The following is a 14,672-nucleotide window of genomic DNA, read 5'->3' on the forward strand; positions in this document are numbered from 1 at the left end:
GGTGCGGCGGTGGGTGCGTCGCGCGCGGCGGTGGATGCGGGCTATGCGCCGAACGACTGGCAGGTTGGCCAGACGGGCAAGGTGGTCGCGCCGGAGCTTTACATTGCGGTGGGCATTTCGGGCGCGATCCAGCATCTGGCGGGCATGAAGGACAGCCGCATCATCGTGGCGATCAACAAGGACGAGGAAGCGCCGATCTTCCAGGTGGCCGATTACGGCCTCGTCGGCGACCTGTTCACCGTCCTGCCGGAATTGCAGAAAGCACTCTGATAAACCGGAAAGCGGCGGGCAGACCCCGCCGCTTTCTCGTTGGGCGGTGCGGTCGCGGGCTTCAAGCTTTTGCGCCGCCGAGCGCATTGGACGATCTCGGTTGGAACGGGATGCCGGAACCGCTTCAGTAAATGCCGGTATGGATGGTGCCGTCCGCGCCACACCATGCGCGGTACATGCCGGGGCTGTTGAATGGCAGGCTGATATTGCCCTGACGATCAACGGCGACCAGACCGCCTGACCCGCCGATTTCGCCAAGTTCGCGAACGACGTTGCCTGCGGCTTCTTCTAGCGATTGCCCGGCCCAGCGCATTCGCGCATCGATTTCGTGTCCGACCGCCCAGCGTATGAAATATTCTCCGTGGCCGGTGGCAGAAAGCGCCGCCGTCCGGTCGTCCGCCCATGTTCCCGCACCGATGACCGGACTGTCTCCCACGCGTCCTGGCGTTTTCGCGGTCATGCCGCCGGTCGATGTCGCGGCGGCAAGGTGACCGAACCTGTCCAGCGCTACCGCGCCGACCGTGCCGTGCTTGCGAGCGGGATCGCCATCGTCGCTTGCGCCGCTTTCCCGGCGGGCCATTTCATCGTGCAACGCCTTGCGCCGCTGTTCGGTCGAGAACCAGTCCGGTGCGACCATTTCAAGACCGGCGGTTTCACAGAAACGCTTCGCACCTTGCCCGGCAAGAAAGACGTGCTCGGTCTGCTCCATGATCGCACGTGCGGCCAGAACCGGATTACGCGGACCGCAAATGCCGGAAATGGCGCCACATGCTCGGGTTGCACCATCCATGATTGCGGCATCCATTTCATGCGTTTCATCCGTCGTGAAAACGGCTCCGCGTCCCGCATTGAAAAGCGGATTTTCTTCGAGGGCGATAACGGATGCCGTTACCGCGTCAAGAGATTTTCCGCCATCGCGAAGCACATCCAGACCCGCTTGCAGACATGCACGAAGGCCAGCGTGATAGGCCGCTTCTTTCTCCGGCGTCATGTTTGTCTTGAGTATGGTGCCGGCGCCGCCGTGTAACGCGATGACAGGTGTAAATTCAGGCATTCTAACACTCGATTTGAAGTCCATCCCGAAAAGGGTGGAACGATTTCGGTGGGGAAGGCTGGTATTACTCCGGTTTGACGCCCATGGCCAACCTATCTTCGTCGGAGCGCGGCATTATAGGAAATCGTCTTCTTAAGGTCACGGCTGACGTGTTCACGGCCAGTGGGAGGCCCGGGTACTCCCAGAACAGCCCGTTACCTCGCTCGATGTCGTCATTCGCCATGGCAGGGTCGTTGAAGGAGGGACGGATTCTCCCGGTTTATCCACGTGAATCTGCCGAAATTTTTAAGCGCCCCTTGATTACAGTCAAGGAAGCCGGTCACCCTTGACCGTAAATCTGGCGGGGAGGGAGATCGGGCCATGCGAAACATAAAGCGCGCATTCTGGGGAATATTGATTTTGCTGAGTGCGCTTTGGCTGCTCACGAAACCAGCCATCTTGCCTGCAACCGGTTTCTTCGTTTTGCGTGACGCCATGATGCAATATAGCGGCATTATAGCAATGGGCTGCATGAGCGTAGCCATGATCCTGTCTCTGCGGCTGCGGTGGCCGGAGCGCTGGCTGGGCGGGCTGGACAAGATGTACCGTCTGCATAAATGGATGGGCATTGCGGCGCTTGTCGTTTCCATAGTTCATTGGCTATGGAGTGAAGCACCGAAATGGGGGGTGGGTCTAGGGTGGCTGAGCAGGCCAGCGCGCGGCCCTCGGCCAGCCATTGAAAATCCTGTTCAGCAATTTTTGATGACGTTTCGCGGCTCGGCAGAAGGGCTGGGCGAATGGGCGTTTTACGGGGCCGTACTCTTGATCGTGCTGGCGCTGATCAAGTATTTTCCCTATCGGTTATTTTACAGAACGCACCGTCTGCTGGCCGTAGCTTATCTCGTACTGGTGTTTCACTCGGTCGTTCTGATGACATTCGATTACTGGATGTCGCCCATAGGCCTGGCGATGGCGCTGCTGATGGTTGCTGGCAGCTACAGCGCGGTTGTCGTGCTCTTGCGTCGCGTAGGCATCGGACGGCAGGTGCGGGGCAATATAGTTTCGCTTCATTACTATCCCGGTGTACACACGCTTGAAACGGAAATCGACGTGCCGCATGGCTGGCCGGGACACAAGCCGGGCCAGTTTGCTTTCGCGACGTCGGATCGTTCGGAAGGCGCGCACCCTTATACCATCGCATCAGGATGGAATGACAAGGAACGGCGCATCACTTTCGTAACCAAGGAACTGGGCGATCACACTGACCGGCTGCGGGAAAAGCTCCGCGTCGGGCAGGCCGTGACGATCGAAGGGCCCTATGGCTGTTTCGATTTCGATAACATGCAGCCACGGCAGATATGGATCGGTGGGGGTATCGGGATCACACCTTTCATCGCAGGTATGCAGCACATCGCGCTGGAGCGCCAAGCGCATCCGAATGGGTTTCACCCGCCAGAGGTCGACCTGTTTCATTCGACCACGGAATACGATGAGGAGGCCATCGCCAAATTGACGGCGGATGCTGCGGCAGCGAATATCCGTATGCATGTGCTGGTAAATGCCCGTGACGGTCGCCTGACGGGGGATCGCATTCGTGACACAGTGCCGGAGTGGCGCGACGCCAGCATCTGGTTTTGCGGCCCGTCCGGTTTCGGTGAAGCGCTGCGCCGCGATTTTGCAGCCCATGGCCTGCCTGTCGATGAGCGGTTTCATCAGGAGCTTTTTGCAATGAGATGAGCGGCACTTTGCCAGCCGTTGCGTTCATTTTGCCGTCAACGAAACTTCAACAAGCTGAGACAAATCTGTTACGTTGAAAGCCTATTTCCCGAGTAGTTTCAATATCGGCCACCGATACACGGTGCCATTGTTGCTCGGGGAAAGACATGCTTATCACTCGTCGTCACGCATTGGGTCTGATGGGCGCTGCCGCAGGCACGCTTGTCATGCCAGGGATCGTTCTTGCAAACCAGCGCCGCTCGATCACCATCGCAGTCCAGAAGATCACCAACAACAACACGCTCGACATCTGGAACGAACAGTCGAATGTGGGCGAGCGCGTTTTCTTCCCCAATCTGTGGGAAGGCCTGATCCAGCGCGACTGGATGGGCAATCAGGGCCCTGTCGCGGGTCTGGCGACCGAATGGAAGCGTCTCGATGAAAAAACCATCGAACTGAAGCTGCGTCAGGGCGTGAAATTCCACAATGGCGACGAACTGACCGCCGAAGACGTGGTCTTCTCCTTCTCCGACGAGCGCCTGTTTGCCGGCACCGAACCTGCCGGTGGCAAGACGCTTTATGAAGCCAATTTCAAGCCGCAGACCGCCAAGGAATTGCCCGCCGGCATTCCGGGCATTTCACGCCGTCTCTGGCCCGCGCTGCGCGGCGTCGAAGCCGTCGACAAGTATACGGTCCGTTTCCACAATGCGACGCCTGATGTCACGCTTGAAGGCCGTCTCTACGCTTTCGGTTCGCAGATCGCCAACAAGCGCGCTTGGGATGAAGCCAAGTCTTATTCCGAATGGGCACGCAAGCCCGTCACGACCGGTCCTTACAAGGTTGCCGACTATAAGCCGGACGTGGAACTCGTTCTCGAAGCCCATGACGAATATTGGGGCGGACGTCCGCCGCTGCAGCAGATCCGTTTTGTCGAAGTGCCGGAAGTGGCAAGCCGCGTCAACGGCCTGATCTCCGGCCAGTACGACTTCGCCTGCGACCTGCCGCCGGATCAGATCGGCGCCGTGACCGCCAATCCGGGGCTGGAAATCCAGAGCTCGACTATCTGGAACCACCGCACCACCGTTTTCAACACGCAGAACGAAATCCTGCGCGATCCGCTGGTGCGCCGCGCTATGACCCATTCCATCGATCGTCAGGCGATTGTCGATGCGCTGTGGGCTGGCCAGACGGTTGTACCGGCAGGCTTGCAGTTTGAAAGCTTCCGCACGTCCAACATGTTCATCGAAGACTGGCAGCCGCCGAAATTCGACCCGGAACTGGCACGCGATCTGTTGAAGCAGGCCAATTACAAGGGCGACGCGATCCCTTACCGCCTGTTGAACAACTATTACACCAACCAGACGCCGACGGCGCAGGTGCTGGTGGAAATGTGGAAGCAGGTCGGCCTCAACGTCGAAATCGAGATGAAGGAAAACTGGGCCCAGATCCACGATCCGGCAGGCACCAAGGGCGTACGCGACTGGTCGGCGTCCAACAATATCAACGATCCGATCACGCCGATGGTCGTGCAGTTTGGCCCTAATGGTGAAGTGCAGCAGAAGAAGGACTGGTCGAACGACGAGGTCAACAAGTTGTCGGTCATCATGGAAACGTCCACTGATCATGACCAGCGCAAGAAGGCCATCAAGCGTATGCTCGAAATCTGCGAGCGCGAAGACCCAGTCTACAATATCCTGCATCAGAATGCCGTGTTCACAGGCATGAAGAAGGACCTGAAGTGGAAGGCCGCACCGGCATTTGCCATGGATTTTCGCTCCACGAACTGGAACGTCTGATCGTTCCATCGACAAAGGCTGGCGCATCAATGCACCAGCCTTTTCATTTTGACGAAAGGTGAGGACATGGCGTTCGTCTCCATTCGGGATTTGAAAGTCTCTTTCAGCGGCGTGCAAGTCCTCCACGGCATCGACCTCGATATCGAGCGCGGCGAAACGTTGGGGCTGGTTGGGGAATCGGGTTGCGGAAAATCAGTGACGTGGCTTGCCGCACTCGGCCTTCTGCCGGGTAAGGCCGCAGTCTCAGGCTCAGTCAAGATCGAAGACCGGGAACTGGTCAGTGCATCCCGCCTCGTCAAGGAAGGTGTTCGCGGCGGTCGTATCGCCATGATTTTTCAGGATCCGAGTTCCTCGCTCAATCCTGTCAAGAAAGTCGGCAGCCAGATCGTGGAATCGCTGTCGCTGCATCGCGGATTGAAGGACGAGGCCGCACGCAAGGAAGCGGTTCGCCTGATGGAACGCGTCGGCATTCCCGACGCCGAACGCCGCTTCAACCTGTTTCCGCATGAATTTTCCGGTGGCCAGTGCCAGCGCCTGATGATTGCCATCGCACTTGCCGGTCAACCCGATGTGCTGATCGCCGACGAACCGACCACCGCTCTCGACGTTACCATTCAGGCACAGATTCTCGACCTTCTCGACCAGATCCGGCAGGAAACCGGCATGGCGGTGGTGTTCATCAGCCATGATCTGGGCGCGGTCAGCCAGATCTGCGAACGCGTCTGCGTCATGTATGCCGGACGCATCGTGGAACGCGGCAAAACTGCCGAATTGTTCGAAGCACCGCAGCATCCCTATACGCGCGGCCTGTTCGACGCCATTCCCCGGATTGACGGCGGACGCGAAAGACTGCGCGCTATCCCCGGCACCGTGCCCGATCCGCGCCATCTGCCGCAGGGTTGCGCCTTTGCGCCGCGCTGCTCGCACGCGGCCGAACAATGCGCAACCGAACACCCGCAATTGCAGATGCTGAATGGGCAGGAAGTCGCCTGCTTTTATCCCTGTTCCGAGAGCACCGCGCCGCAAACCACGTCATGCAGCCAGACCGGCGTAACCCCGTGTCCGCAAGGAGCCTTCGCATGAGTTTCCTGCTTGAAGCACGCAATCTGGTCCGGGTTTACCAGAGCGACGGCCTTTTCAGGAAGGCCGCGCCGGTCAAGGCTGTTGACGGCGTGAGCCTCTCCGTTCGCCCCGGCGAAACGCTCGGCATTGTCGGTGAATCCGGCTGCGGCAAGTCCACCCTTGGCCGCATGCTGCTCGGCATCGATGATGCATCGGAAGGCGAAATCCTGTTCGACGGCAAGCCCCTGCCGCGCCGCCACACGAGCGAATGGCGCAAGCTGCGTTCCCAGATGCAACTGGTCTTTCAGGACCCGCTCGCGGCCCTCGACCGGCGTTTGCCGATTGCCGCGCAGATCGGCGAACCGTTGCAAATTCACGGCCTTGCTTCGGGCGCGGATCTGAAATCGCGCGTCGATGAGCTGATGCTGGCGGTCGGCTTGCGTCGGGATCAGGGCGAGCGCTATCCGCACGAACTGTCCGGCGGACAGCGCCAGCGCGTCGTCATCGCCCGCGCTCTCGCCACGGAGCCGCGTCTTCTGGTCTGCGACGAACCGGTTTCCGCGCTCGACGTGTCCATTCAGGCGCAGGTGGTCAATCTTCTGCGCGATCTTCAGGAAAAGCATGGCATCGCCATGGTGTTCATCAGCCATGACCTCAAGGTTGTGCGCAATATCTGCGACCGCGTTGCCGTCATGTATCTGGGCAAGATCGTCGAGGAAGCCAGTTCCGGCGTGATCTTCGAGACACCGCAGCACCCCTATACCAAGGCTCTGGTTTCTTCCGTACCGGTGCCCGGCAAGAAGCTCAACCAGCGCACGATCCTGAAAGGCGAACCGCCGAACCCGGCCAATCGCCCAACCGGCTGCGTGTTTCATCCGCGATGTCCGATAGCGGGTTTCCAATGCCCGACCGACATGCCCGTTCTGCAACCGTCCGGCTACGACAGACGCACCGCCTGCCATTTCGTAGAACCGGCCCAAAGCGCCGCGTGAGGAGGCCCCATGTTTTTATTCATAGCCTCTCGTCTCCTTCGCGCCGTCGTGACGGTCTTTCTGGTCATGACTTTTGCCTTCGTCGTGCTGCGCATGTCCGGCGATCCGGCCCAGATCATGCTCGGCCCCGATGCGCCGCAGGTCTCCGTCGATGCCTTCCGCAAGGCATGGGGTCTCGATGATCCTTTGTGGATACAATATCTCTCTTATCTCAAGGGCATTTTGAGCTTCGATTTCGGCATGTCGATGCGCGACAAGGCCCCGGCAATCGATCTGGTGCTGCAACGCGTGCCCGCCACGCTGCAAATCACCATTCCGGCGCTGATCATCAAGCTTAGTCTTGGCATTCCGGCGGGCGTTTACGCCGCCCTGCATCGTCAGGGCATTGCCGACCGCGGCGTCATCACGTTGTCGATCCTCGGTTTCACCGTGCCTTCATTCGTGCTCGGCCTGTTGCTGGTGCTGATCTTCTCGGTGCAGCTTGGCGTGCTGCCATCAGGCGGCAGCGATACGTGGATCCATGGCATCCTGCCGACGCTGACCATCGCCATTGGCGGCACGGCTATTCTGGCACGCTTCTCCCGCTCCGCCATGATCGAAGTGCTGGGCCAGCCCTATATCCGTACGGCCTCGGCCAAGGGTGTGAGCTGGCATGATGTGGTGTGGAAACACGCTTTGCCTAACGCATCCGTGCCGATTGTCACCATTGTCGGCTTCATGGTCGGTGCCCTGATCGCCGGTGCCGTGGTGGTTGAAACCATCTTCTCCTGGCCTGGCATCGGACGACTTCTCGTCGTCTCGGTCGCCAATCGCGATCTAGCAGTTGTGCAATGCCTGCTTCTGGTGATCGCAAGCTGCATGGTCTTCTCCAACCTGATTGTCGATGTGCTCTACGGCGTTCTCGATCCGCGCCTGAGAACAAAAACCGCGCATTGAGAGCATTTCCAGCAAAAGTGCGAAACGGTTTTGCGTTGGATAATGCGAAAATAGACGAGCTAAAATTATGACCGATACCGCCCTTCATGCCAGTCCCGTCAAGACCCCCGCTTTGGTCAGCCGGCTGCGCGCCATGATGCCCTTGAGCGTTGCCTTCGCCGTCTTCTGGCTGGCGCTGATGTTGTTCGTTGTGATCTTTGCCGACTATCTGCGTCCCTATTCCATCACCAAGATGGATCTGATGGCGCGTCTGGTGCCAACGGGAACGCCCGGTCATTGGCTCGGAACCGACGAACTCGGTCGCGACGTCTATTCGCGCCTGATCCAGTCGATCCGCGTTTCGCTGGTCATCGCTTTCGGGGCGACGATCCTGTCGGCAGTCTTCGGCACATTGCTGGGCTTTCTGGCCGCACGTTTTCGCGGCTGGGTGGAACACATCGTGCTGATGCTGGCCGATTTTCAGGCCGCCCTGCCCTTCATGGTACTGGCGCTGGCCGTGCTCGCCTTCTTCGGCAATTCCATGCCGCTCCTGATTGGCCTCATGGGTTTTTACGGCTGGGAACGTTATGCGCGTATCGCACGCGGGCTTGCCATTTCCGCCGGTGCACAGGGCTATGCCAGCGCTATTGCGCAACTCGGCGCGACGCCGTTGCGCGTCTATTTCCGCCATATCCTGCCCAATGTCGCCTCGACACTCATCGTCTCGATGACGCTGACCTTCCCGGAAATCATCCTGATGGAATCCGGTCTTTCGTTCCTCGGCCTTGGCGTGCAGCCGCCGGAAAGCTCGCTCGGCAACATGGTGGGTTTTGCGCGCGAATACCTGACGCGCGCACCATGGATCATGCTGGCCCCGGCTCTGGTGATCGTGCTGACCACGCTTTCGATTTCGCTTCTGGGTGACTGGCTTCGCGACAAGCTCGACCCGACCGTTCAATAAGGAAAACCCAAATGACAATGATCATGGCCCATCGCGGCGCGCGCAATCTGTGGGCCGAAAACTCTCTCACCGGCTTTCGCAATGTTCTGGCGCTGGACGTCGAGGGCGTGGAATTCGACCTGCACCTGACCAATTCCGGCCAGATACTGATCATCCACGATGCATCGCTCGACCGCACTACGACCGCAAGCGGCCATGTCCGCGATCTCGACGATGCGGGCCGTCGCGCCGTGCGCCTGAAAGACGAACAGGGCACCGTCACCGAAGACCATATTCCGACCTTCGAGGAAGTGCTCGACGTGCTGGCCGCACGCCCCGACCTGAAACTCTATGTCGAGCTTAAATCCGGCCCGGACGGCAAACCCTATGAAGACCTGGTGGAAAAGACCGTCGAAATCATCCGCGCCCGCAATATCGGCGAGCGCGTTGTCCTGCATTCCTTCGACCGCAGCGTCGTGGAGCATTGTGCCGAAGTCGCTCCTGAAATCGACCGGCTGATGTCGCTCAACACCGAATGGGTGGAGCGCAATGGCGGGCTGGAAAACTTTTTCCGCAGCGTGGAGCCGCTGGTTCGCTATGTCGGCGTTCACCACCAGCTTTTCGAGGCTGAATTCGACCGCATCACCGCCCTGTTTCCCAAGGATCGCCTTGGCGTCTGGACGCTCAATGACCGCGCACTGATCGACCGCTGGATGACACGCGGTGTCGCCAACATCACCTCGGACAGCCCCGATCTCGTTGTCGCTTCGCGTCTGGCGCTGACCGAAAAAGCAATCTGAACCAGAACTCCTCCCTCAACCATCCTCTCAATCAGGAAATCACCATGTCCGAACTGCCGCTTCTTGGCGCCGCGATGCCGCTCGCTCATCTGGAAAGCAATCTCGACTTCATCCTGTCGGAAAATCGCGATCTCGAAATTCAGGATTTCATCGAGGTCGCTCTCCTGAAAGGCGACTGGAAACCCCGCGCCGACCGCGTCAAGGCTGCGCTCGACGGCTATAAGGGGCGTCTTGGCATTCACGGCCCGTTCTGGGGCCTGAATTTCTCCAATCAGGACGAGGACATCCGCAAGATTGTCACCACGCGCTACCTTCAGGGTCTGGACGTGTGCGAATATATCGGCGCCACGCAGATGGTCATCCACAGCCCCTATACGCTGTGGTCCTGCAACAATGTCGAGAATTTCCCCGAAGCCGTCCAGCAGACACTCGATAACGCCCATGACACGCTGGCGCCTGTCGTGAAGCGCGCCGAAGAAATCGGCTGCACGCTGGTGGTCGAGAACATCGAGGATGTCGACACCGACGCACGCTGCGCGCTGGCCGACAGCTTCCAGTCGTCCGCCGTCGCCGTTTCCGTCGACACCGGCCACGCGCATTACTCCTACGGCTCGCAGGGCGCGCATCCGGTCGATTATTTCATCAGCCGCGCCGGCAACCGCCTGCATCACGTGCATCTTCAGGACGCTGACGGCCATGCCGACCGCCATTGGGGCATCGGCGAAGGCACGATCCGCTGGCATGGTGTCTTCGCAGCGCTGGCAAAACTCGACAGCAATCCGCGCCTGATCCTTGAACTGCGCAACAAGGACAAGATCATGCCGTCGGTCAAGTATCTGCAAGACGCTGGCCTCGCCCGCTGATCTCTACGGATTGCATCCGCTCCCCGGAGAAACAAGCCTTGCTCCACATTGGGTCTCTTGTTTCTCCAAAAGCGAATTGAAGGTCCTTTTCCTGCCTCCGGCCGATCTGATGTTGCTAATCCGCTGATGCATTTCGAGCATCAAAGGGCCGTGCGCGCTCCGACACCGTGCGCGCGGCATCTTCGATCAGCGGCCCGAAACTGCTGCTGAAGCTTTCCGCCGACCATTCCTGCAGATTGCCGGCAATGTGAATCGCGCCGATCGGGACGCCTTTTGCATCGGTGATAGGTGCGCCGATTGCGATCTCGTGGGTCAATAATTGATGGCAAAGGACGGAATGCCCGCGCTCGCGCGTTGCGCGAACCTGTTCCATGACGCCTTCGAGCGTGGTGATTGTATATGGCGTGAAGGGAGTCAGATCGGATCGGCTGACGATATCGGCGATCTTCTCGTCCGGGAGGCGCGACAGAACGGCGATGCCGCCAGCCGTGCAGTAGGTGGGGACCGCGTTGCCGACGATGGTCGCGCTGAAAATTTCGTGTTTTGAGGGCATACGCAGCGCATAAACCACCCGGACATCGTCGAAGAGCGACAGGTCGACGCGTTCGCGCACCCTGCGGCGCAGCTCCAGCATGACCGGATTGGCGCGCTGGAGCATCGGGTTGAGCCGCAGAAAATCATGCGTCATGTCAAGAATGCGCAGGCCCGGAAGATAGCCTCTGTCCTCTGGATCGCGCGCAACCATGCCGAGTTTCAGCAGGGAATTGACGATCCGCTGCGCCGCGCTGCGGTCGATGCCCGATGCCGTGGCTATCTGGGTCAGCGATAGCGGGTGACGCGCGCTCTGGAATGCCGACAGCACGGCGACCGTGCGCGCAACCGAACGTAGAAACAATGGGTCGTCTTTGAATTCCTCCGCTTCGTCAGGGGCGAAGGTGGATAGTCCGGTCAGGTCGCGAAATTGGTTCATGGGAAGAAGCTTTAGTCGCCATTCAAGGATTGACAAGGATCAAAATTGGTCCCTATCATAAAAACAATATAGATGTATCGCTGACAGATACACATATCCGCCCGAGGGGGCAAATCAGGAAATGGGAGTGTGCTCGTGCCAAAACGCGTGGCTGTCGCTGGCTTTTTGCATGAAACGAATACTTTCGCCGCGTCGCCGGCCGATATGGCGGCCTTTATCCAGGGGGGCGGATATATTCCGCTCTCTCGCGGAGCGGCGATACTCGACAATGCGCGCAACGTTAACCTTGGTATAGCAGGGGCACTCGATTTCGCCCGCGAGGCTGGTTGGGAGATCGTACCGATCCTGTGGGCCGGTGCCATTCCATCCGCGCCTGTGACGCGCGATGCCTATGAAGCAATTGTTTCCGAGATCGTTGAAGGCCTGGAAAATTGCGGCCCTGTCGACGGAATTTTCATCGACCTGCACGGCGCCATGGTTGCCGAGCATATCGATGACGGTGAGGGGGAACTTCTGCAACGCGTTCGCGCTGTTCGCCCTGCCGAACCGCTTGCTGTCGCGCTCGACCTGCATGGAAATATCACACGCCGAATGTTCGAGCATGCGGATGTGATGGTCGGTTTTCGCACCTATCCCCATGTCGACATGGCCGAAACGGGATACCGGTCCGCGAAGGCCCTAGAAGCCCTGATGGACAGACCGGAAGGCTGGCACAAGGCGATGCGTCAGGGTGATTACCTGATCCCAATTGCCTGGCAATGTACGGATGATGAGCCGGCCAAAAGTCTCTATGGCATGACGGTCGGTCTGCCGGACAACGTGTTGACCGCCTCGCTTTTCATGGGATTTCCCGCCGCCGATTTCGCCGAATGCGGGCCTTCGGTCTTTGCTTATGGCTGGGGCCGGGACGCTGTCGAAACCTGTGCCGATACCATTATGGCGGCACTGAAGACCGCCGAGCCATCCTTTGCAGGCACGGCCTATCAGCCGGAAGAGGGCGTAGCAAAAGCGATTGCACTGGCGCGGGATGCAAGCCGCCCCGTCATTATCGCGGATACGCAGGATAATCCTGGAGCAGGCGGCAGTTCCGATACGACCGGGATGCTGCGGGCGCTCGTGGCCTGTGGCGCCGAACGTGCAGCCATCGGATGTATCCATGATCCGGAAGCGGCAAATATCGCGCATCAGGCAGGCGAGGGCGCGGAAATTGAAATCGCGCTCGGCGGCAAGTCCGGGATTGAAGGGGACGGGCCGTTCACGGCGCGATTTATCGTTGAGAAGCTTTCTGACGGCAGGGCACATGCGACCGGTCCTTATTACGGCGGCACATGGCTGAACATGGGGCCATCGGCCTGTCTGCGTCTGGGTGGCACGCGGGTCGTCGTTACCAGCAATCTGGCCCAGATGGCGGATCGGGCGCTCTATCGCATGGTGGGTATCGAACCGGAAAAGGAGGCCATTCTCGTCAACAAGAGTTCCGTGCACTTTCGCGCGGATTTCGCTCCGATTGCAGAGAAGCTTCTGGTTTGCACCGCGCCCGGCGCGATGCCGATCAGCCCGGCGAAACTGTCATGGAAACATTTGCGTCCGGGCATAAGGCTCGAACCGCTCGGGCCGAAGTTCACATAATAAATAAAATAAAAACCTTCAGAGGAACCAAACAGATGCAGTTTTTCAGAACTCCCAAACCCGGACCTGTTCTTCGCAGGCTGAAATATGGACTTGCCGCGTCGCTGATAGCGCTCGGCTCAGGAAATGCCTGGGCGGAAACAACGCTTACCGCTGTAATGCATTCGGATCTGCGTGTTCTCGACCCGATCATCACGACAGCCCATATTACCCGCGATCATGCCTACATGATCTATGATGTGCTGATCGCCGTGGATGAAAACTTCAAGCCGCAGCCGCAAATGGCTGACTGGGCCGTCTCGGACGACAGCAAAACCTACACCTTTACGCTGCGGGACGGTCTGAAGTTCCACGACGGCGCTCCGGTCACGGCGGCAGATGCCGTGGCGTCGCTTGAGCGCTGGGCCAAGCGGGATGCGGGTGGCCAGCTCATCATGGATATAACGGGTTCACTGAAGGCGACCGACGACAAGACCCTTGTCTGGACACTGAAAGAGCCTTTCGCTCCGTTCCTCGACACGCTTGCCAAGCAGGCGGCGCTGCCTCCGTTCATCATGCCGGCGCGCATTGCGGCCACCCCGGCCGATACGGCGATCACCGAGCATATCGGTTCCGGTCCGTTCAAATTCGTACCCCAGGAATTTCAGCCCGGTGTCGGTGTGAGCTATGTCAAGAATGAGGACTATGTTCCCCGCAAGGAGCCAGCAAACTGGATGGCTGGCGGCAAGGTCGTGAACGTGGACAAGGTGCGCTGGGTCACGATGACCGACGCACAGACTGCCGTGAACGCTCTGACCAGTGGTGAGATCGACTATATGGAACAGGTTCCGGTGGACCTCGTGCCGTTACTCGAAGGAGACGACAGCGTCGTTCTCGAGCAGCGCGATCCGCTGGGTTACCAGACCATGGGGCGTCTCAACTTCAAGCATCCTCCTTTCGACAATCCTGATATCCGCCGCGCAGCCTTTTTGGCAATGTCTCAGGAACCGGTTCTTGCCGCATTGATGGCCGACCCGAACTATTACAAGGTCTGTGGTGCGGTTTTCGGCTGCGGCACCCCGAACGCGACCACTGTCGGGGCGGAAAGCATCATAGGGAAGGGGAATGTCGAGGAAGCGAAGGCCCTGCTCAAGAAGGCGGGCTATGACGGCAAGCCCGTGGTGTTGATGCAGCCGACCGATGTGACCAGCCTGTCGCCTCAGCCCGTTGTCGCGGCGCAGCAATTGCGCGCAGCCGGGTTCAACATCGACATGCAGCCGATGGACTGGCAAACCCTGGTCGGCCGGCGTGCCTCCAAGGACGAGCCATCCAAGGGCGGCTGGAACATCTTCTTCACCAACTGGCAGATTCCGGAAATCTGGACGCCGTTGAATTCGGTGATGCTGAACGGTCGCGGCGATCAGGGCTGGTTTGGCTGGCCGCAGGACGACAAGATCGAATCGCTGAAAAAGGACTATATCGCGGCGAAGACACCGGAAGATCAGAAGGCTGTGATCGAAAAGATACAGGCTCACACGCTTGAGAACGTACTCTACATCCCGCTCGGCGAATACAATCCGCCTCAGGGGCGCCGGGCCAATGTGGTCGATATGCTCGGCTCGCCCGTACCGGTCTTCTGGAACGTGAAGAAGACCGAAGAGTAACTCTGCCCGCCGCTATCGCTATTACGGCGCGATAGCTCCCAGT

13 protein-coding genes are annotated in these 14,672 nt (G+C 59.2%); 11 read left to right on the top strand and 2 right to left on the bottom strand.

The genetic code is table 11. The annotated features are described in order from the left end of the window. Nucleotides 1-270: electron transfer flavoprotein subunit alpha/FixB family protein (locus FHS76_RS15260; protein WP_210306130.1), on the top strand; the 270-nt coding region annotated here is incomplete at its 5' end. A gap of 124 nt (nucleotides 271-394) precedes the next feature. Here FHS76_RS15260 and FHS76_RS15265 read toward each other — a convergent pair. Then, nucleotides 395-1,324, bottom strand: a complete 930-nt coding sequence (locus FHS76_RS15265) for an isoaspartyl peptidase/L-asparaginase family protein (RefSeq protein ID WP_183654442.1) — start codon at nucleotides 1,322-1,324, stop codon at nucleotides 395-397. A gap of 360 nt (nucleotides 1,325-1,684) precedes the next feature. Between FHS76_RS15265 and FHS76_RS15270 the strand changes: the two genes are divergently transcribed. The 8 genes from FHS76_RS15270 to FHS76_RS15305 all read left to right on the top strand — a co-directional run bounded on the left by FHS76_RS15270 (nucleotide 1,685) and on the right by FHS76_RS15305 (nucleotide 10,387). Next, nucleotides 1,685-3,040 (top strand): ferredoxin reductase family protein, encoded by a 1,356-nt coding sequence (locus tag FHS76_RS15270; protein WP_183654458.1) that lies wholly within the window; start codon nucleotides 1,685-1,687, stop codon nucleotides 3,038-3,040. 146 nt (nucleotides 3,041-3,186) lie between these two features. Further along, nucleotides 3,187-4,815 (top strand): ABC transporter substrate-binding protein, encoded by a 1,629-nt coding sequence (locus FHS76_RS15275; RefSeq protein ID WP_183654461.1) that lies wholly within the window; start codon nucleotides 3,187-3,189, stop codon nucleotides 4,813-4,815. A gap of 66 nt (nucleotides 4,816-4,881) precedes the next feature. Continuing rightward, on the top strand, nucleotides 4,882-5,898 hold the full coding sequence (locus FHS76_RS15280; RefSeq protein WP_183654463.1) for an ABC transporter ATP-binding protein: 1,017 nt from the start codon (nucleotides 4,882-4,884) through the stop codon (nucleotides 5,896-5,898). Beyond that, nucleotides 5,895-6,869, top strand: coding sequence for an ABC transporter ATP-binding protein (locus tag FHS76_RS15285; protein WP_183654466.1), 975 nt, complete (start codon nucleotides 5,895-5,897; stop codon nucleotides 6,867-6,869). The genes FHS76_RS15280 and FHS76_RS15285 overlap by 4 nt, the downstream gene beginning before the upstream one ends. A 9-nt stretch (nucleotides 6,870-6,878) precedes the next feature. After that, nucleotides 6,879-7,805, top strand: a complete 927-nt coding sequence (locus FHS76_RS15290) for an ABC transporter permease (protein WP_183654469.1) — start codon at nucleotides 6,879-6,881, stop codon at nucleotides 7,803-7,805. Between the two features lie 67 nt (nucleotides 7,806-7,872). Then, complete coding sequence (locus FHS76_RS15295; RefSeq protein WP_183654472.1) at nucleotides 7,873-8,745, top strand: ABC transporter permease; 873 nt, start codon at nucleotides 7,873-7,875, stop codon at nucleotides 8,743-8,745. An 11-nt stretch (nucleotides 8,746-8,756) separates the two neighbouring features. Further along, entirely contained in the window at nucleotides 8,757-9,524 is a 768-nt protein-coding gene (locus tag FHS76_RS15300) for a glycerophosphodiester phosphodiesterase family protein (RefSeq protein ID WP_183654475.1), read from the top strand. Nucleotides 9,525-9,568: 44 nt separating this feature from the next. Further along, on the top strand, nucleotides 9,569-10,387 hold the full coding sequence (locus FHS76_RS15305; RefSeq protein ID WP_183654478.1) for a sugar phosphate isomerase/epimerase family protein: 819 nt from the start codon (nucleotides 9,569-9,571) through the stop codon (nucleotides 10,385-10,387). A gap of 115 nt (nucleotides 10,388-10,502) precedes the next feature. Here the strand turns inward: FHS76_RS15305 and FHS76_RS15310 are convergent, their stop codons facing one another. Beyond that, a complete protein-coding gene (locus tag FHS76_RS15310; protein WP_183654481.1) occupies nucleotides 10,503-11,357 on the bottom strand; it encodes an IclR family transcriptional regulator in 855 nt (284 codons plus the stop codon). A 135-nt stretch (nucleotides 11,358-11,492) separates the two neighbouring features. On the opposite strand from FHS76_RS15310, the gene FHS76_RS15315 reads away from it, so the two are divergent. Beyond that, nucleotides 11,493-12,986, top strand: a complete 1,494-nt coding sequence (locus tag FHS76_RS15315) for a M81 family metallopeptidase (RefSeq protein WP_183654484.1) — start codon at nucleotides 11,493-11,495, stop codon at nucleotides 12,984-12,986. Nucleotides 12,987-13,021: 35 nt separating this feature from the next. Beyond that, complete coding sequence (locus tag FHS76_RS15320) at nucleotides 13,022-14,629, top strand: ABC transporter substrate-binding protein (protein ID WP_183654487.1); 1,608 nt, start codon at nucleotides 13,022-13,024, stop codon at nucleotides 14,627-14,629. Nucleotides 14,630-14,672 lie beyond the last annotated feature (43 nt).

The sequence above is a fragment of the Brucella daejeonensis genome (assembly GCF_014199265.1).
Taxonomy (GTDB): domain Bacteria; phylum Pseudomonadota; class Alphaproteobacteria; order Rhizobiales; family Rhizobiaceae; genus Brucella; species Brucella daejeonensis.

Bases quoted from the DNA above. Each gene is read 5' to 3' on its own strand.
- FHS76_RS15265 (WP_183654442.1), bottom strand. From the start codon at position 1,324: ATGCCTGAATTTACACCTGTCATCGCGTTACACGGCGGCGCCGGCACC.
- FHS76_RS15270 (WP_183654458.1), top strand. From the start codon at position 1,685: ATGCGAAACATAAAGCGCGCATTCTGGGGAATATTGATTTTGCTGAGT.
- FHS76_RS15275 (WP_183654461.1), top strand. From the start codon at position 3,187: ATGCTTATCACTCGTCGTCACGCATTGGGTCTGATGGGCGCTGCCGCA.
- FHS76_RS15280 (WP_183654463.1), top strand. From the start codon at position 4,882: ATGGCGTTCGTCTCCATTCGGGATTTGAAAGTCTCTTTCAGCGGCGTG.
- FHS76_RS15285 (WP_183654466.1), top strand. From the start codon at position 5,895: ATGAGTTTCCTGCTTGAAGCACGCAATCTGGTCCGGGTTTACCAGAGC.
- FHS76_RS15290 (WP_183654469.1), top strand. From the start codon at position 6,879: ATGTTTTTATTCATAGCCTCTCGTCTCCTTCGCGCCGTCGTGACGGTC.
- FHS76_RS15295 (WP_183654472.1), top strand. From the start codon at position 7,873: ATGACCGATACCGCCCTTCATGCCAGTCCCGTCAAGACCCCCGCTTTG.
- FHS76_RS15300 (WP_183654475.1), top strand. From the start codon at position 8,757: ATGACAATGATCATGGCCCATCGCGGCGCGCGCAATCTGTGGGCCGAA.
- FHS76_RS15305 (WP_183654478.1), top strand. From the start codon at position 9,569: ATGTCCGAACTGCCGCTTCTTGGCGCCGCGATGCCGCTCGCTCATCTG.
- FHS76_RS15310 (WP_183654481.1), bottom strand. From the start codon at position 11,357: ATGAACCAATTTCGCGACCTGACCGGACTATCCACCTTCGCCCCTGAC.
- FHS76_RS15320 (WP_183654487.1), top strand. From the start codon at position 13,022: ATGCAGTTTTTCAGAACTCCCAAACCCGGACCTGTTCTTCGCAGGCTG.